The 19,623-nt window shown below is 48.6% G+C and carries 10 protein-coding genes; 6 read left to right on the top strand and 4 right to left on the bottom strand.

The window, feature by feature from the left end; translation table 11 throughout:
* Positions 1–30: 30 nt before the first annotated feature.
* Positions 31–3,579: a SusC/RagA family TonB-linked outer membrane protein gene (locus B5Z18_RS02210; protein WP_079467762.1), complete on the top strand. Its 3,549-nt coding sequence runs from the start codon at positions 31–33 to the stop codon at positions 3,577–3,579.
* A 28-nt stretch (positions 3,580–3,607) separates the two neighbouring features.
* Complete coding sequence (locus B5Z18_RS02205; protein ID WP_079467761.1) at positions 3,608–5,416, top strand: RagB/SusD family nutrient uptake outer membrane protein; 1,809 nt, start codon at positions 3,608–3,610, stop codon at positions 5,414–5,416.
* 163 nt (positions 5,417–5,579) lie between these two features.
* On the opposite strand, the gene B5Z18_RS02200 is transcribed toward B5Z18_RS02205, so the two are convergent.
* Positions 5,580–6,323, bottom strand: coding sequence for a phytanoyl-CoA dioxygenase family protein (locus B5Z18_RS02200; RefSeq protein WP_079467760.1), 744 nt, complete (start codon positions 6,321–6,323; stop codon positions 5,580–5,582).
* Between the two features lies 1 nt (position 6,324).
* Entirely contained in the window at positions 6,325–11,151 is a 4,827-nt protein-coding gene (locus B5Z18_RS02195; protein ID WP_235015862.1) for a PKD domain-containing protein, read from the bottom strand.
* Positions 11,152–11,322: 171 nt separating this feature from the next.
* On the opposite strand from B5Z18_RS02195, the gene namA reads away from it, so the two are divergent.
* The gene (gene namA, locus B5Z18_RS02190) at positions 11,323–12,393 is read left to right on the top strand and encodes an NADPH dehydrogenase NamA (protein ID WP_079467758.1); all 1,071 of its coding nucleotides are present in this window, start codon (positions 11,323–11,325) and stop codon (positions 12,391–12,393) included.
* 45 nt (positions 12,394–12,438) lie between these two features.
* Here namA and mgrA read toward each other — a convergent pair whose 3' ends face one another.
* Together mgrA and B5Z18_RS02180 are read right to left on the bottom strand one after the other, a co-directional pair.
* Complete coding sequence (gene mgrA / locus B5Z18_RS02185; RefSeq protein WP_079467757.1) at positions 12,439–13,431, bottom strand: L-glyceraldehyde 3-phosphate reductase; 993 nt, start codon at positions 13,429–13,431, stop codon at positions 12,439–12,441.
* 229 nt (positions 13,432–13,660) lie between these two features.
* Positions 13,661–14,572, bottom strand: a complete 912-nt coding sequence (locus tag B5Z18_RS02180; protein WP_079467756.1) for an acyl-CoA desaturase — start codon at positions 14,570–14,572, stop codon at positions 13,661–13,663.
* A 170-nt stretch (positions 14,573–14,742) separates the two neighbouring features.
* On the opposite strand from B5Z18_RS02180, the gene B5Z18_RS02175 reads away from it, so the two are divergent.
* The 3 genes from B5Z18_RS02175 (at position 14,743) to B5Z18_RS02165 (ending at position 19,622) form a co-directional block, all read left to right on the top strand.
* Entirely contained in the window at positions 14,743–15,321 is a 579-nt protein-coding gene (locus B5Z18_RS02175; RefSeq protein ID WP_079467755.1) for an HdeD family acid-resistance protein, read from the top strand.
* Positions 15,322–15,450: 129 nt separating this feature from the next.
* Entirely contained in the window at positions 15,451–18,060 is a 2,610-nt protein-coding gene (locus B5Z18_RS02170; protein WP_159454156.1) for a M1 family metallopeptidase, read from the top strand.
* A gap of 92 nt (positions 18,061–18,152) precedes the next feature.
* Positions 18,153–19,622 (top strand): cobyric acid synthase, encoded by a 1,470-nt coding sequence (locus tag B5Z18_RS02165; protein ID WP_079467754.1) that lies wholly within the window; start codon positions 18,153–18,155, stop codon positions 19,620–19,622.
* Position 19,623 lies beyond the last annotated feature (1 nt).

Here is a 19,623-nt window from a genome sequence, read left to right as displayed (position 1 = left end):
CTTATTCTTAATCGTTAAAACCTGTTCAAGATGAAAAAAGGTTTACGTGTTTTGCTGATGCAAGCATTGGCCCTGTATTTCCTGTCCCAAACGGTATCAGCCCAGGAATTAGCTGATGCCGGCAACCACCCGGTTCCCCCCGAAACCGGTAACAGTGCGGAAGCGCAACCAGATGAATCATCCCTGAAAACTGTTCTTCACCTGATCGAAGAACACTTCAAGGTATCCATCGCCTACAAAAGCAACCTGGTTAAAAACAAAAAGATACAATTGTCGGTAGCTGCGTGCCAGTCGGCCGAAGAAGCACTCGGCAAGGCATTGTCTCCCTTTAACCTGCACTTCGAAAAGGTAAGGGAACACTTTTACATGGTCACCGAAAAAACCATCGTTCCCGTTCCCACAGAACCAGCCACCATACAGCAACAGCACCCGGTGAAAGGTGTGGTAAGGGATGAAAAGGGTAACCCCGTAGCCGGTGTAACAGTCCGCATTGCGGGAACCAACATCGGCACCGTTTCCAATGCCGATGGCTCTTATACTATTGCGGCGCCGGGAAGAAGCAGTGATGAACTGGATATCACTTTCATCGGCTACGAAGCACAACGTATACCCGTTGGCGGTAGATCACTCATCAACGTTACCATGAAAGAAGGTTCCAGCGCATTGAATGAAATAGTAGTAACGGGTTACACCACGCAAAAGAAGAAAGACCTCACCGGCTCCGTAGCCGTAGTGAATATCGATAACCTGAAAAAACAACCCTCCGGCCAGGTAACTGAACAGTTACAGGGACAGGCATCAGGCGTTACCGTTATAGGGTCCGGTCAGCCGGGAGAATCCCCGCAGATCCGTATCCGCGGCGTAAATACCTTTGGCGCCAATTCCCCGCTCTATGTAGTGGATGGCGTGCCTACCACTGATATTGCGGACCTCAATCCGAACGATGTAGCCAGCCTGCAGGTATTGAAAGATGCGGGTGCTGCTTCCATCTACGGTTCCCGCGCCTCCAACGGGGTGATCATCATCACTACCCGCCGCGGCTCCGGCAGAGTAAAGGTGGCTTATGATGGCTACTACGGCCGCCAGTATCCGAAAAATGGCAACGTATGGAATACCCTCAACCCGCAGGAACAGGGCGATCTCCGGTGGCTGGCCTATAAAAATTCCGGACTGGATCCCGGAACGGAACTCTATGGCAATGGTACAAAACCCGTTATTCCGGATTATATCCTGCCATCGGGCGCAATGGAAGGAGATCCCTCCGTTGATCCATCTCTCTATTATGTAAATCCAAACTATACTGACCTCGACGATTATAATAGCTTCTACCAGATTTCAAGGGCCAACAAAGCAGGTACCAACTGGTACCGCGAGATCTTCCGCCCGGCGCCTATTACCAGTCATAATGTGGCTGTAAGCGGCGGCGGCGATAAAGGAAACTATCTCTTCTCCCTGAATTATTTTAATCAGCAAGGCACTTTAATGAACACCTACCTGAGAAGATATACCGTGCGTTCCAACACCCAGTATAATATCACACCCGGTATCAGGGTGGGAGAGAACCTCGCTTTTTCGATGTCAGAAAATCCTTCGGTAGATATTAATACGTCGGATGCCGCTATTGGTCATGCTATGCGCGAACAGAGTATTATACCGGTATATGATATCAAAGGCAACTTTGCCGGCTCCTCCGGAGACGCACTGGGCGACGCTTTTAACCCGGTAGCCATGCAATACCGTACCCGGAATAATAAAGGTTTGAATACCCGTTTGTTTGGTAATGTATATGGAGAAGTAGACTTCCTCAGGTACCTGACTTTCCGCACCAGCTTCGGTGGGGAAGTAGCCTCCGGCTGGTCGCACTCTTTCCTGTTCCCGCAGTATGAAAACAAAGAAAATTCTACCAGCAATTCTTACACAGAAGGCTCTAACAACGCACACAGCTGGACCTGGACCAATACCCTTACTTATCACCAGACCTTTAATAAACATGACCTGAAAATAATTGCCGGCACGGAATCTTTTGATAGCCGTAGCCGCGCAGTAGGTGGTACCACGAAAGATTATTTTACTTTCGATGATTACTTCCCCGACCTGAGCACGGGTACCGGTACGCAAACCAACTACAGCAACCGCCAGTCAGAAGGACTGTTTTCTATCCTGGGCCGCGTGGATTATTCATTCAACGACCGCTATCTTTTAAGCGCCACCCTGCGCCGCGATGGGTCCTCCAAATTTGTAAATGATCATTACGGAACCTTCCCCGCTATTACTGCAGGATGGCGTATTTCACAGGAAGAATTTATGAAGAAGATCACCTGGATCTCCGACCTGAAGATCCGCGGCGGATGGGGGATCATGGGCAACCAGTTAAACCTCAGCGTTAACAACGGCTACTTCCTGTACGGTGGCAACCGCAACTCTTCCTATTACGACCTGGCCGGCGTTAACAATGGTCTCAACGCAGGCTTTGCAGGCACACAAATCGGTAACCCCGATGCCAAATGGGAAAGCGATGTGAATGCAAATATCGGTATCGATGCCAGCCTGTTTAACGGACAACTGGATTTCTCGGCCGACTACTACCGCAAAGACATCAAAGACCTGCTGTACAATCCGGAACTGCCCGGACTGGCCGGCACCGGCGCGCAGCCGTTTGTAAATATCGCCCGCATGAAAAATGAAGGGTTCGACTTCTCCATCGGCTGGCATAAAAATATCAACAAAGATCTGCAGTTAAATATCAGCGGTACGCTTACCACCTACAAAAATAAAATCGTGAAAATTGCAGATGGAGTAGACTACTTCGATAGCGACGGTCGCCGCTTCGATGGCAGCAACATCATCCGCAACGCAGTAGGACAACCGGTTTCCTCTTTCTTTGGATATAAAGTGATCGGCTTCTGGAACGAAGAATCAGAAATTGCAGCAGCAGATGAACAGGCAAAGAAAGTAACCAATAGTACCGACGCCATTTACCAGGAAGGCGAAGGGCTCGGCCGCTTCCGCTACCAGGATGTGAACGGCGATGGTATCATTACACCGGACGACCGTACCTTCCTCGGCAATCCTAACCCCGACTTCTCCTACGGTATCAACCTGGGCGTAACTTACAAAGGATTTGATTTCAGCATCTTCCTCTTCGGTACACATGGCAACCAGATCTGGAATAACGTGCGCTGGTGGCGCGATTTCTACCCATCTTTTGAAAGCGCCAAAAGCAAAACTGCCTTATATGATTCCTGGCGTCCCGATCACCACAACGCAACAGCGCCTATCCAGGAAGTGGACGGATCTACCAGCACACAGGGCGTACCCAACTCTTATATGGTGGAAAACGGCGCTTATCTCCGGGCCAAAAATATGCAGCTCGGCTATACGCTGCCTACTAAATTGCTATCGGGCATACACGTAGAAAAGCTGCGGGTGTATATCCAGGCCGCCAACGTATTCACCATTACAAAATACTCCGGCCTGGATCCTGAAATCGGTGGTTCCGATATCACGGACTTTGGTGTAGACGAAGGCGCCTACCCCAACCAGCGCCAGTTCCTCATTGGAATTAACCTGGGTTTCTAACAATTGCTCATTTAAAAAAAGCAGGATCATGAAATCATTATATCATATACTATTGAGTGCGGTGATTGCAACTCCCTTTATTTCCGGTTGTAGTAAGAGTTTTCTCGAACGCACGCCACAATCTTCCCTGGAAGAATCTTCCCTCACCAATAAAAAGGGCGTGAACACATTGCTCATAGGCGCCTATGGCGCATTGGACGGACAGGATTTTAAAGATGGAGATATGGTGAATATCTCCGGTGGCAGCGGTTTTGCCGTGTCGCCCGACAACTGGATCTATGGCAGCGTATGCGGTGGAGATGCCCATAAAGGCAGCGATCCCGGCGATGCCGCCGCCATATTGCAGATAGGCACGTTCGTGGGAAATGCCACCAACGGCTTTTTTAATGATAAATGGCGCGTAAATTATGAAGGTGTGCGCCGCTGTAACTTTGTATTACACATTCTTCCAAACGTTACAGATATGACGGAAGAGGAGAAGAAAGAACTGGCAGCGGAAGCCCGGTTCCTTCGCGGGCATTATTATTCAGACCTGAAAAAGATGTTTGATAATGTTCCCTGGGTAGATGAAAATTCCAACAGCTATAACAAGCTGGATGTAGATGAATACAAGATACCCAACGATAAAGACGTGTGGCCAATGATTGAAGCGGATTTTAAATATGCAGCTGAAAATCTCAATGAAATACAGGATGTAATTGGTCGGGCTAACAGCTGGGCTGCCAAAGCTTACCTGGCCAAAACATTGCTTTATGAAAAGAAGTACGCAGAAGCCATGCCCATCTTTGAAGATGTGATTGCACACGGTGTTACTGCCAAAGGAACTCCCTACGCCCTCACTACAAAGTTCCATGATAATTTTGATGCTTTTACAGAGAATAACAGTGAAGCGGTTTTCTCTATCCAGTACAGCGCCAACGATGGTTCCGGTGGCACCGGCAATGCTAACCAGGGCGAAATGCTGAACTATCCTTACAACGGACCTTTCAGCTGCTGCGGTTTCTACCAGCCCTCACAAGACCTGGTAAACTCTTACCGCACCGATGCCAACGGCCTGCCTTACATCGATAACTTTAATGATCATCCCGTAAAAAATGACATGGGGTTAGCCAGCAGCGCCGCCTTTACACCGGATGCGGGCAACCTGGACCCTCGCCTCGACTGGACAGTTGGCCGCCGCGGTATTCCTTTCCTCGACTGGGGCAACCACCCCGGCATGAACTGGGTACGTGACCAGCAATCCGCAGGTCCCTATGCCGCCATCAAAAATGTATACATGCAGGCTACCCAGGATAAGTTTTACGACGGCAACGGCTGGGCGCCGGGCAACGCCATCAACTACGTACTGATCCGCTTTGCCGATGTACTGCTCATGGCTGCTGAATGCCAGGCACAGGCCGGAAGTTTGAGCACTGCACAGGATCACGTAAACACCGTACGCACCCGCGCCGCCAACCCCGTTGGCTGGGTGAAAACATACCTGAACCCGGCCCACCCGATGGATGGATATACCAACACGCCCGCAGCGAAGTACAATATCAAAGCATATCCTGCCGGCGCCTTTACGGCTAACGGGAAAGCATGGGCCATCAAAGCGATCCAGTTTGAACGCAAGCTGGAACTGGCAATGGAAGGCCACCGCTATTTTGACCTGGTACGTTGGGGTATTGCGCAAACAGAACTGAACCGCTATTTCAGTTATGAAAAAGATATTACCACCGACATCGTGAACGGCAACTTCACCAGCAAAAATGTGAGGTTCCCGATTCCGCAACGCCAGATCGATCTTAGCGTTAAAAACGGTACGGCTACGTTGAAACAGAACGTGGGGTATTGAGCGGATGTTGTCTTTCTCCGGATTGGACTGATTAGACTGATTACCTTGATTTTACTTTTGGATTTTATAATGATTAAAAGATTAGGGGAGATATAAGCGAATTTCGCTTATATCTCCCCTAATCTTTTAAATCAAAAGTGATCAAATCCCTAAATCAGTATAATCAGTCCAATCCGGAGAAAGACAACATCCGCGTTTCCGCCCATTGCAGTCCGCCCGCCAGTTCCCGGTCGCTGAATTCAATATGGATTACCCGCCGGTTATGCCCGTTGCTGCTGCGTCCGGAAGCATGCATCAGCAATGGCCGCATAATCATCACGCCGCCTTTCTTCACGCAGCAGCTCACATCCGGGGTTTGGTTCAGATCAATACTGTCGGCACGGTAAACACCTTTTGCGTGTGAGCCGGGCAATACTTTCAATGCGCCGTTCTGTTCATCCGTATCGTCAAGATGAATGCGGAGGGTATAAATGCTTTCCAGGATGTCTGTTGGCGGCTGTACAGCAAACTGGCCGGGCTTTACAGTCCACGGGCCATAACCGGCTACAGGCAGCTTTTCGGCTACCGAAATGGTGAGATCCTGGTGCCAGGCCACAAACCAGTTGGATTGCCCGGGCTTGTCAAAATAAATAGATTTAACGGGAACATGTTGTTCACCAAACAGCTCCCGTACAATTTGCCTGATGCCAGGTGTAAATATCAGCGGGGCAATAGAAGGCACCTCCTGTAAAAAACGGCGGATGGCGAAGAGGTCATTGGTTTTCCGGAACAGCGGGCCGGTATGATCCGCGCTATCAATCACAGCAATCATTTCCCCAATGGCACTTTCAGAGAATACATCCGGTATTACCGTATAGCCGTTGATGTTAAGTTCCTGCCGGTGTTGTATGATGGTTTCGTTCGTCATTTTATTTTATCAGCGTAATACTTCCCTTAAACTCAAATTTTTCACCGCCTTCACACACGGTTTGCATGGAATAAATATAAGTGCCCATTGGAGCTTCTTTATTACCACTACGGCCATCCCAGCCTGCAGCAGGAGCATTGATAGCAAAGTGCGTATTCTCAAAAACGAGGGTACCCCAACGGTCGTAAATACGCAGCCACTCAATTTCCTTCACACCTTTGCCTTTGGGATAGATCCGTTCATTCCTGCCATCACGATTTGGCGTAAACGCGTTCGGCATAAATATAGCGCTTTGGTTGCAAAGGATGTGCAGCACCACGTCGTCGGCAGCCTTACAGCCATATACGTTTTCTACTTCTACCCGGTACTTCGTAGTGAAATCGGGTAGTGCCTGTACCCGTGCGCAGGTGGCACAGTCCAGGAATTCAGCAGGCGTCCAGCGCCAGCGGATCACATCGTTGCTGGTGTTGGCTGCCAGGTATACGGGAATGCCGGCCATTATTTCACGGTCCACACCTGCATTTACGGTGGGCGTGGGATTTACACTTACGGTAAGAGTAGTTTTATCAGAGAAGCAATTGTCTTTGTCAAACCCGGTCACTTCATACACATATTGACCGGCGCCTGTGAGCGTGGCTACCGGCGCAGGAGAGGAGGGTTTGTCGATACCGGGTCCTGTCCACGTGTAATAGTCGGTGCCCGATACATGCAGCGGCAGTTTGTCGCCGAGGCATAACACAGTATCAGGAGTGGCCTGTATCGTGAACGGCTGTACCACGCGGATCGCTACTTCATCGTTATTGATACATCCATTGTTGTCGGTTACTTTTACCTGGTAAGTGGTGTTGACCAGCGGTGAGGCCGTGGGCGTTGCAATGGAAGGATCATTTAACCCGGTTGTGGGCGTCCATTCATAAGTATCGCCGCCGCCGGCATGTAATACGGTGGTGTTACCAAGACAAACAAAATCCGCCGGTGCGCTGGCGTTGATATCCGGTAACGGTAAAATATTTAGTGGATGTATTACCTCGTCGGTGCAGCCCTCTTTACTGGTAACGGTGAGCTTCACCTGTACCAGGCCCGGTTGGGAATAAGATAAGGCCGGTGGTTGCTGGATATCACTGGTTGTATTATTACCAAAATCCCAGCTCCAGGTAACGTCATTTGTTTTGGTAACGCTGCCGCTGAAAGTTACCGGTACATCTTTACAAGCCTTATCCGGCGCACTGATGGCGGCTAACGGCTTCGGATATACGTTTACCGGTACTTCTACCGTTTGCGTGCAGCCGTATTTAGTGGTGGCCGTCATGCCGAATTTATATTCGCCTAGCTTATCCAGGTGAAATACCGGCGTAGTGGTATTGATATCAGTAGGAGTAAGTGTGGCGTCGTATGTCCAGGTAAAAGTAGGTGTAATGCCCAGTTCATCTGCAGAATAGCTGTTAAACTCAGGTTCAAAAGTAAGTGTTCCTGCATCGCATATTTTTGCGGGAGATGGATTCAGTTTAATATCCAGCTGATCTATCACTACCGGGTGATCCAGGAAGGCGCTGCCTTTGCAGCCGGCGTCGTCTTTTAGTAGTAACCGGGGTTTGTAAATGCCTGGTTCTGTGAAATGATGTTTTATTTCGAGTGCAGTGGTTTGTTCCACATTGCCATCGGTAAAGTCCCAGCTAAAGGTGGTGGCATTTTCAGGCTTGATGGTAAAGGTGATTTCTTTTTCAAGGCAACCGCCGTCGGCACTGGTTGCAATGGTGGCGTAAGGTCCGGTAACGATTACCACCTCGCTGTATTCATCTTCTGTATCTGCATCGCCTTTTACTTTTAACTTCACGGTATAATGCCCGGATTCGGTGTAAGTGTGTACCGGGTAAAACTGATCGGAGGTGCCGCCGTCGCCAAAATCCCAGGAGCAGGAAGTGTAGTTGATGGAGGTATTCGTGAAACGGAATATCATCGGGGCGCATTTGCTGCCGTTTACAAATTCTGATGTATAGGTAAATCCTGCGCCGACGGCGGATACTTTAATGTTTTGTGTTACTTTATCTGTACAGCCGTTATTATCTTTCAGCTCTAACGTTACCGGGTATACGCCTTTGTCGGGATAGAAATGTGATACATAGTAAGGCTCATTGGAGGTGTTGCCATCTCCAAAACTCCATTTTATGTCGGTAATATTACCGCCGGTTACGTAGGAGGTATTCCCAAAATTAACGGTACTTCCGGGCTTCACCAGGTAATAGTCTGCATAGAACGATGCTACCGGGCCATTCACCTGCAGGTACTTTCCGCTGGTGGTGTTGGTGCATCCGTCCTGGTCTGTAACGGTCATTACAGGATAATAATAACTTCCGGCCTGTTGATAGGTATGTTTGAATGGAGCGCTGGTAAAGGATTGTACGGGAGTGCCATCACCAAAGTTCCATTGCCATTTTACTATTTTATTACTGTAGGTAAGATCCGTATTATCCGTGAAGGTGAGTTCCGTTCCTTTACACTGTGCTTCTGTAGGGAGATTAAAATCTGCAATGGGGCCGCGTACATTCACTTCCATCACATTGCTGGTATCATAGCAATACAATTGATTAAGCATCAGCAAACGTACACTATGCTTACCAGGCGGCGGATTGGTGTACGCATAGGTACCGTAGTTCCATCCCCAGTTGGTGGTGCTTTCATCCACCTGCCAGTAGTAGGGATCATAATGATAAATACCGGAGGCAGATGAAGTTACTTTAAAAGTAACGGTTTCACTACTGCAAAGCGCTGTTTTGTCGGCATCAATAATAACGGGAGATGGCGCTATAATAGTCACCGTTTTGCTTAGGTAGGTAGTGCAATGACCATCGGATGTGGTGAGTTGTATCGTATACGTACCCGATTTGGCATAAGTATGCGTAACCTTACTGCTCTGAATAGTATAGGAAGTTTCTGTACCGTCGCCCCAGCTCCATTTCCAGCTGGTGGCGCCCAAAGAAGCCTCGGTAACGGTTACGGTTGTACGTTTACTGCAATCCACCGGTTCAATATCGAATCGCGGGAAGGGGTTGACGGCTTTTATATATGCCGGTTTAGTGATGGTATTCGGACAGCTGCCATTGGTGACCGTTAAGGTAATATCGTAAGTGCCGGGTTCTGAATAACTGTGCTGGGATGTACTGTTGTAGCCATAACTGCCATCGCCGAAATTCCACGACCAGCTGGTGCCTACATCCGACTTGTCGATAAAAGTAGTGAGCGTATTACCGCACACTTCGGGCGCGCCGGGAGAAGTAAAGTCGGGTACCGGTTTTTTATAAACTGCTACGGTGCCGGGTACTGTTCTGGTTCCCGTACAGCCGTTCCCGGTAGTATACTGTAGTGTTACGGTATACATGCCGGCTTTGCTATAGGTATGCTCCGGTTGTGCTTCGGTGGATGTAGTGCCATCGCCAAAGTTCCAGAGGTAAGTTTTGATCACATCGTTATTGTTGATGCTGGCATAAAAAGTTGCTTTAAGCCCTTCGCAACCGTTGTTGTTGCTCATGTATGGGTATACATCGGTTTGACTGATATACAGGTAATTGGTGCTGTAATTAGAACAACCATCTTTGCTGGTGGCTACCAGTTTTACGTAATAGGTGCCTGCATTGTTGTATACGTGTGTAGGATTTTGAAGAGTGGAGGTCTGTCCGTCATCAAAAGTCCAGCTCCAGCTGGTGGCGCCGGTCATATTGTCTTTGAAATTAACAGTAGCAGGCACATTACAGATAGGTTTGTTATCTGTACTTATCTGGCCGGTGGGCGTTGGTTTTACGGTAACGGTTTTTTCCACCACATCGGGGCAGTTGCCGTATAAGGCAGTCAGCTTAATATGAAGCGGCCCTTCAGCGAGGGGATTGTAAATCACGCTGTTTTGGTACGACCAGGTATACTCGCCATTGATTTCCCAGGTGGTACTTTGCGGCTGAACGGGCGAAAAGGATGCCTGGAACTGCGCCGCCTGGCCGGTACATATCAGTGAAGGGGCAGAGAAGGTAGTAGCGTAGTTAGCCACATTGATGTCGGTAACCGATGCGGTAGCAGCACAACCCCGTTCGTTCGTTACCGTTAGTTTGATGCTATGCGTGCCTTTGGTGGTAAAGGTATGTTTCAACGGATCTTTGAGCGTGCTGGTGCCGCCATCATCAAATTCCCATTTATAGGAGAGCGTACCCGGACCGGTGGAAGTGTTGGTGAATAGTACATCTACCGGCGCTTTGCACAGCGTTTTTTCTGCTACGGTAAAGTTGGCGTCAATAGCCGGTGCTACGTCCACCACTTTTTCCAGCACTTTAAAGTTCGTACAGCCGTAGCTGTCAGTTACCGTGAGAATGACGCTGTAAACACCGGGTTTGGTATAAGTATGGCTGGGAGTACTGCTGCCGTTCTGTAACACTTCGCCATCGCCAAAGTCCCAGCTGAAATTTTGCAGGCTTCCTTCCGCGGTGGATTTATCCGTAAAGGTAGTGGTGAAGGGTGCGCATCCTTTACCGGAAGATACACTGAAGTTTACAACCGGTTTTGCCCTTACGGCAATGTAATCTGTTTTAACAGCCGTTTTAGTACTGCCATCTCCAAAAGTTACTTTTAGCGATACGGTGTATTTCCCGGTTTTTACATAGGTAGCGCCGGGATTTTTTTTGGTAGATGTGGTACCATTCCCAAAGTCCCACAACCAGGCAGTGGGGTTGCCGGTAGAAAGATCGGTGAAACTGGTAATGAGCGACTCACAGTCGCTGGTAGCGGAAGCACTAAAATCAGCGTTTTGTTGAGCAACAGCACTTAAACAGAAAACAAAACAGAGCACAAGGGACACAACAAATTTGCATCGGACAGGGAAACGGTACATCGGACTTATAGGTATATGCCCTAAAAATAGGCTTTTCCGGGGATATTTGCTTTGCCTGACGGGTCTTGAATATTATGTTTTCGCTATACGATTAATGCTTAATTTTAACGGTCTTAAAAGCAGCGTTTTATGTCACATTTGTTTAGTCCTTTGCAATTGAGGGAAATTACTTTCCGGAACAGGATAACGGTATCGCCTATGTGTGAATATTCTTCCACCGATGGATTTGCCACCAACTGGCACCTGGTGCATCTCGGAAGCCGGGCTGTGGGTGGTGCAGGGCTGGTACTTACGGAAGCCGCGGCAGTATCTCCGGAAGGCCGTATTTCCATTCACGATCTGGGTATCTGGAAGGATGAGCACATACCTATGCTGCAGGAAATCACCGCATTTATTTCCGCGCAGGGCGCCGTTCCCGGTATTCAGCTGGCCCATGCCGGCCGGAAAGCCAGTACATTAAGGCCGTGGGAAGGCAGCCGCGCCCTGCCCGCAGAAGATGGCGGCTGGGAGGTGGTAGCGCCCAGCGCGATTCCTTTTAACGACGTATACCCGGTGCCGGTAGCACTCACGGAAACAGGCATACGTAAAGTGAAAGACGATTTTAAAGCAGCGGCTATCCGCGCACTGAAGGCAGGTTTCCAGGTAATAGAAATACATGGTGCGCATGGTTATCTCCTGCACAACTTTTTATCTCCCCTTAGTAATCACCGTACAGATGAATATGGCGGCAGTTTTGAAAACAGGATCCGGCTCCTCGTGGAAACAGTGGAAGCCGTACGTGAAGTGTGGCCGGAGCAATATCCTTTACTGTTGCGTATTTCAGCTACCGACTGGGCCGAAGGCGGCTGGACCCCGGAAGAATCAGTAAAACTGGCTGCCATTGTAAAAGAGAAAGGAGTGGACCTGGTAGATTGTTCTTCCGGTGGATTGGCTGCACACCAGCAGATTAAAGTGGGACCTTTATACCAGACACCTTTTGCAGAAAAGATCCGGAAGGAAGCCGGTATTGCCACCGGTGCAGTAGGATTAATTACCACGGCTGAAGAAGCCGAGTCAATCATCGCCAACGGTTGGGCCGATATGGTATTGATGGCCCGCGAAATGCTGCGTGATCCTTATTTCCCGCTGAGGGCGGCCCATGAACTGGGTGCAGAAATTAAATGGCCGGTGCAATACGAGCGGGCAAAACGAAGAAAGTAGCCGTAAGCCGTTAGCATCTCCTGCTAACGGCTTACCACTATAAAACTATTTCAATATCGCTTCAATAGCGTCCAGTTCTTCTTTTGTAAAAGCTGTATTTTTCAACGTATCCAGGTTGTTGTCCAGTTGTGCAACGGAGCTGGCGCCGATCAATACGGTGGTGATCCGTTTGTCTTTCAGGATCCAGGCCAGCGCCATTTGTGCGAGGGACTGGCCGCGTTGCTGTGCCAGTACATTCAGCTTTTTCACTTTCTCAATTCTTTCAGGCGTCACTTCACCTTCCTGCAGGAACCCGGTAGGCTTGCTGGCGCGGGAACCGGCGGGGATACCATTCAGATAACGGTCGGTAAGTAACCCCTGCGCCAGGGGGGAGAAGGGAATACAGCCTACGCCATTGGCTTCCAGCACATCCAGCAGTCCGCCTTCTATCCAGCGTTCAAACATGCTGTATTTAGGCTGATGTATAAGGCAGGGGGTACCGAGTGATTTCAATACTTCTACCGCTACTTTTGTTTGTTCGGCAGTATAATTGGAAAGTCCCACGTACAGCGCCTTTCCCTGTTGCACAATGCTGTGCAGCGCTCCCATTGTTTCCTCAATAGGGGTGGCGGGGTCCGGACGATGCGAATAAAAAATGTCTACATATTCGAGCTGCATGCGGCGTAAGCTCTGGTCCAGGCTGGAAATAAGGTATTTGCGGGAACCCCAGTCGCCATAAGGACCGGGCCACATCGTATACCCTGCTTTGGTGGAAATGATCAGTTCATCCCGCAGATGCCCGGTGAAATCCTGTTTCAATACCCTGCCAAAATTCTCTTCCGCACTGCCGGGTAGCGGTCCGTAGTTATTGGCGAGGTCAAAATGGGTGATACCCTTATCAAAAGCATTATGAATAATACTGCGTCCGTTCTCAAAATTATCAACAGATCCGAAGTTGTGCCATAAACCCAGTGATACGGCAGGCAGCTGTAAACCGCTCTTACCGCACCTGTTGTAGGTCATACTGTTATACCTGTCTGCTGCGGGTGTGTATTGCATGGAATTTTAATTTTAGGGAGACAAGATAGAAAAATAACGCGGATTTTGTCTTACTCAGGATTAGGCTGATTATACTGATTTAAGGATTTGATCACTGTTGATTTAAAAGGATTTGGGGAGATATAAGCGAAAGTATCCACTTATATCTCCCCAAATCAGGTATAAAATCCAAAAAGTAAAATCCTTAAATCAGTATAATCAGCCTAATCCTGAGTAAGACAAAATCCGCTTAATTCAGTTCCTCCACTGGTACGCGTGGAGCAGACTGCTGTTTCAGCTTATTGCTTTCTTTCAGTTTGGCCGGAACCGGGCGTATTTCCCATACTATTCCCAGGAAGCCTAATGTTTTGATAACATAGTAGGTGATATCAAATTCCCACCAGTAGAAACCCTGTCTGGCTGCACTCTGGTAGTAGTGGTGGTTGTTATGCCAGCCTTCTCCCAGGGTGATCAGCGCCAGAATAGCACTGTTGCGGGATTCATCTCCGGTATAATATCTCTTATTACCAATTTTGTGCATAAGTGAATTGATGGTAAAAGTACCATGATATAACAGCACGGTGCTCAGGAAAAATCCGATCAATAAGGTAGACAATCCTGCGGACCAGTCGAACCAGCCGGTGCCATTTACTTTATTACCTACAAAATAAACGGCTATAGCCAATACCACTGCAGGTACCATATGCCATTTATTCAGCCACAACAACTCTTTCGCTTTGTGATCCTTGATCAGGTCAAAACGGGTAGGTTTGTATTCAGGCCCCATGATCCAGCCGATATGGGCGTACCAGAATCCGTAAACATTCGCTGAATGCGGATCTTCGGGGGTATCGCTGTGCTTGTGGTGAATACGGTGATTGGCCGACCACCATAAGGCGCCTTTCTGTAAACTGCTTTGCGCACCTCCCGCCAGGATAAACTGGAAGAACCGCGACGTTTTAAATGCACGGTGCGAGAAATAACGGTGGTAACCAGCCGTTACAAAAAACATACGTACTACATACAGTACACCGCACAATATCCAGTCAAATGCTGTTGTACCGGTGAAGAATGCCAGTAAGGGCACCGCGTGAATGCCCATGAAGTCTGCCTGGTGCCACCAGTTAGGTGGCTGTCTGTCTTGCTTGATCGCCTTATTCATTCCACAAAGATAGTTTCCGTCTTTTATTAAATAAATGATTTAAATCATTTGGACAAAGTTAAGTGCTTTTCCCCGGTTTTTGTGCGCCTATATTCCCGGCGAACATTTTACTATGGGATGTGTTAGAGAGAAACGTAGTACTATCCTTTCATCACGTTAAAGTAATTATTATGTCACAATTCATTTCGGCTATCAGGAATAATGTGAAGTATTGGTGGTTGTACCTGCTCAACGGGATCATATTCCTTATTGCAGGTTGTATTGTTTTTTCCAATCCCTTCAGCAGCTATGTATTGCTCAGCATTTTCTTCAGCGTTACCCTGTTTGTGACGGGTATCTTTGAAATTGCTTTTGCAGTAGGCAACCGTAAAGTACACAGCGGTTGGGGATGGTCGCTTGCCTCAGGCATCATAGATCTGGTGGTAGGCTTTATCCTGATGCTGTATCCCTCTGTGAGCATGGCGGTGATCCCGCTTTTCCTGGCTTTCTGGTTCCTGTTCAAGGGTATCAGCCTGATAGGATTTTCCATCCAGCTGCAAACAGATAAGGTGCCCAACTGGGGCTGGCTGCTGGTAGGAGGGATCGGCCTGATTATTATCTCCATCTTTATTCTCGATAACCCGGCACTCGGTATAGCCACGGTACTGGGACTTATGGCGGCGGCCTTCTGGGGAACGGGTATCCTCAGCATTATCTTTGCTTTCCGTCTTAAACATGTGAAAAAGGAATTAAAAGAACACGGTCTTTAAAAAAACGTGTCCCATAAAAAGCCGTTACAGCGAACCGCAAAGTAATTCCACACTTTGTTGTTCGCTGTAACGGTTTTATACTGCCGGCATTTTCTGTATATTCGGTGCTTCTAAATCTATTCTCTTCCGATGAAAATCAACAGAATCTATGCTATCGCGTCCTTGCTATTATGCACCGGGATGCAGCAGGGAATGGGCCAGACAGTATCCAAATACGATGCGCATGAGGCTTTTTCCCCGCTATTTTATCCCGCTCCCGGTAATGAATACCGCAGTGCAGGCGGCCAGCCTGGTCCGAAATACTGGCAGAATGCGGCGGATTATAAACTGGCCGTAACCCTCGACACGGCTCAACATCGTATAAGCGGCTCCGTAGTCATTACCTATAAAAATAACAGCCCGGATCAACTGCCCTTTTTATGGCTGCAGCTGGACCAGAACATCTACCGCGAAGATTCCCGCGGCAGCGCTACGGTAGCGGCTTCCGGCGAACGGTTTGCCAACCGGAGCTTCACACAGGGTTTTGAATTGAAAAGCGTAAGCGTGATTGCCAACGGGAAAACCGCCTCCGCCAATTACCTGGTAAATGATACCCGTATGCAGGTGAAGCTGGCAGATGCCCTCAAAACAGGCGCCTCCCTGCAACTGAAAATAGATTACGCCTATACGGTCCCGGAATATGGTACCGACCGCACCGGCCGGCTGCGCACCGCTAACGGATGGATCTACGAAATAGCACAATGGTACCCGCGCATGGCGGTATATGACGATGTACTCGGATGGAATAACATTCCTTACCTGGGCGCATCGGAATTTTACCTCGAGTACGGCAACTTCGATTATACCATCACTGCTCCCGCCAGCCTGCTGATAGGAGGCTCCGGGCAACTGGTAAATGAAGCACAGGTATTGTCGCCAAAGGAAATGAGCCAGCTTGCCAAAGCGCGTAACAGCGATGAAACCGTGTATATCCGCGACAGCGCAGACGTAAGAAATAATACACCCAAAGGAAACCGTACCTGGCATTTCGTATGTAAAAATACCCGCGATGTAGCCTGGGGCGCCTCCGCAGCCTTCATATGGGATGCCGCCCGTATTAACCTGCCCGGTGGCAAAAAGGCGCTGGCACAATCACTTTACCCGGTAGAAGTAGCCGGCAAAAACGCCTGGGGCAGATCTACCGAATATGTGAAAGGCTGTATCGAACACTACTCAGATAAATGGTACGTATATACTTACCCGGTAGCTACCAATGTAGCAGGCGTTGTAGGTGGAATGGAATATCCCGGTATTGTTTTCTGTAACTGGAAATCCACAAAGGGTGGCCTCTGGGGCGTTACAGACCATGAGTTCGGACATAACTGGTTCCCTATGATCGTAGGTTCCAACGAACGTAAATATGCCTGGATGGACGAAGGCTTCAATACTTTCATTAACGGGATCTCTACCAAAAATTTTAACATGGGAGAATACGCTGCCCGTCAAAGTATGCAGCGATCAGCCCCCATGCTGTTTTCCGCTAACGCAGAAGCCATCATGAATACCCCGGATGTTATTGGTCTTAATTACAATGGCATCGCGGCGTATTATAAACCCGCAGCAGGACTGAATCTCCTCAGAAATGAAATCCTGGGTCCGGAACGTTTCGACTATGCATTCCGGGAATATATTAAGCGGTGGGCATTTAAACATCCTACACCATGGGACTTTTTCAGAAGTATAGAGAATGCTGCCGGCGAAGACCTCAGCTGGTTCTGGCGCGGCTGGTTCTTTAATACCTGGAAACTGGACCAGGCCGTAAAAGAAGTGAAGTATGTAAAGAACGACCCTGCACAGGGCGCACTCATCACCATTCAGAACCTGGAGCAACTTCCGATGCCGGTAGTGCTGGCAGTAACAGATGCCAATGGTAAAACAGATACGATGCATCTGCCCGTGGAAGTATGGCAGCGTGGCAGTAGCTGGACATTCCGCTATCCTTCCACTACTAAGCTAACCAGCGTAATCATTGATCCCGCAGGTAATTTCCCTGATATCAATCCTGCCAATAACAGCTGGAAAGCAGACCTGGGCAAACCTGTACCGGATGGTACTACGGGCACGGCTATATTAAAAAAATATATCGATGCCATAGGCGGGGCCGATAAGCTGAATAGTGTAAAAGACCTGTTGTTGGAAGAAGATGGGAACATCCAGGGAACACCTATTGAGCGCACTTTGCAGGCCAAACAACCGGATAAAATACTACAGGTGGTAAGTATTCCGGTTAATAAATTAATTGCCTTTAAGCTGCTGATCAATGGCAGTAATATAAGCATGATGCGCATGGGACAGGAAGTACCGCTTTCGCCGGCAGACAAAGCTATCCTCAGAGATAAGAACAGCCTTTTCCCGGAGTTGCAATACCTCAACCGCACCAACGATGTAAAGCTGGAACTGGCGCCGCTGACAGCCGACGTAAATAATACAAGCACCTATGTTATCAGTATTGCTACCTCCAACGGGGCATTGCTGCGCAACTACTACGATATAAAAACGGGCCTGAAAGTACGTACCGTTTCCCTGCCCGGACAGGAAGGCAACGAAAAAGAAACGACTACCGACTTCACCGATTACCGCGATGTAAATGGTGTACAATTGCCGTTTACCATTACTACCAATGCAGGTGGTTATGATGCGGTGATGAAAGTGAAAAAGGCGGCGATTAATAGTGGGGTAGGAGATGAAATATTTAAATAATTACAGTGCTGGTCATCGTCTTGTGGGCGGTATAAGCTGGTATTCTTATCTTAAAGTTAATATCTTCGCGCCAGCACCAATGTCATGAACGAATGAAACAACTCCGGCCGGTAATGTTTGTGGGTACGGCTTCCGATGTAGGCAAAAGCGTGATCACTGCCGGTTTTTGCCGTATTTTTAAACAGGATGGATATGCTCCGGCGCCTTTTAAGGCCCAGAATATGTCGCTCAACAGCTACGCAACGCCCGATGGCCTGGAAATAGGCCGTGCGCAGGCCGTACAGGCGGAAGCGGCCGGGGTGCCGTGTCATACCGATATGAACCCGGTGCTGCTGAAACCTACCAGTGACCGCAACGCCCAGCTGGTACTGCACGGCAAGCCGGCCGGTAATCAGTCGGCCTGGGAATACTTCATGGAAGATGATAAGCGTGCCCTCTTTGATGAAGTAAAAGGTGCGTTTAACCGTTTATCGCAACGGTTTAATCCCGTGGTAATGGAAGGTGCGGGCAGTATTTCAGAACTGAACCTGCGCGCAAAAGATATCACCAATATGCGGATCGCGTTGCATGCCGGGGCAGCAGTATATCTCATTGCAGATATTGACCGTGGGGGGATTTTCGGCAGCGTATACGGAACCATCGCGCTGTTGCCGCCGGAAGAAAAAGCACTGATCAAAGGTATTATCATCAATAAATTCCGTGGTGATATCCGTTTATTTGAAGATGGACGGGCAATGCTGGAAAGCATTACCGGCGTGCCTGTAACTGGCGTGTTGCCTTATTATCATGATATTCATATCGAAGAAGAGGATGCGGTTTCATTACCGCTGAAACAAAAACGGTTTGCCGCAGGGCAAATAAATATAGCCATTGTGTTGTTGCGGCATATGTCCAACTTCACTGATTTTAATGCACTGGAAAAAGATGAGCGGGTGAATATCTTTTATACAGATAATCCCGCTGAATTGGCTGCAGCAGACATTATTATCCTGCCAGGCAGTAAAAATACCATCGCCGACCTGGTCTCGATCAGGAATAACGGTACCGCTGCCGCTATAACGGAAGCGTATAAACGAAATAAAGCAGTGATCGGTATTTGCGGTGGCTACCAGATGATGGGCCAGCAGGTAGCGGATCCTCACGGTGTGGAAGGTGTTGCAGGAAGTATACCAGGACTGGGTATCCTGCCGGTTTCCACCGTGCTTACAAAAGAAAAAGTAACCCGGCAAAGAAGTTTTTACTACCGGGATCAGCAGAAAGTGTGTGAAGGATATGAAATTCATATGGGAGATACTACCGCCACCATCCCTTCTCCGCTAAATACATTTCCCGATGACGGCACAGACGGGTATTTCCTCCGCGCCAACTGCTGGGGTACTTACCTGCATGGTATCCTGGATAATGATACAGTGATCAACGATCTGCTGGCGCATTGCGGGAAACCCGCAGTAGCAAAGGAGTTCGATTACCGCCGGTTTAAAGAGGAACAATATAACAAACTGGCAACACACATCCGTGAACATCTGGACATTCCGGCTGTTTATAAGGCACTGGAATTATAAT

It is taken from the genome of Chitinophaga ginsengisegetis, from assembly GCF_900168065.1.
GTDB classification, from domain to species: Bacteria; Bacteroidota; Bacteroidia; order Chitinophagales; family Chitinophagaceae; genus Chitinophaga; species Chitinophaga ginsengisegetis.
Note: the sequence above shows the minus strand (reverse complement) of the source record. Positions and strands in the feature narration are given on the sequence as shown.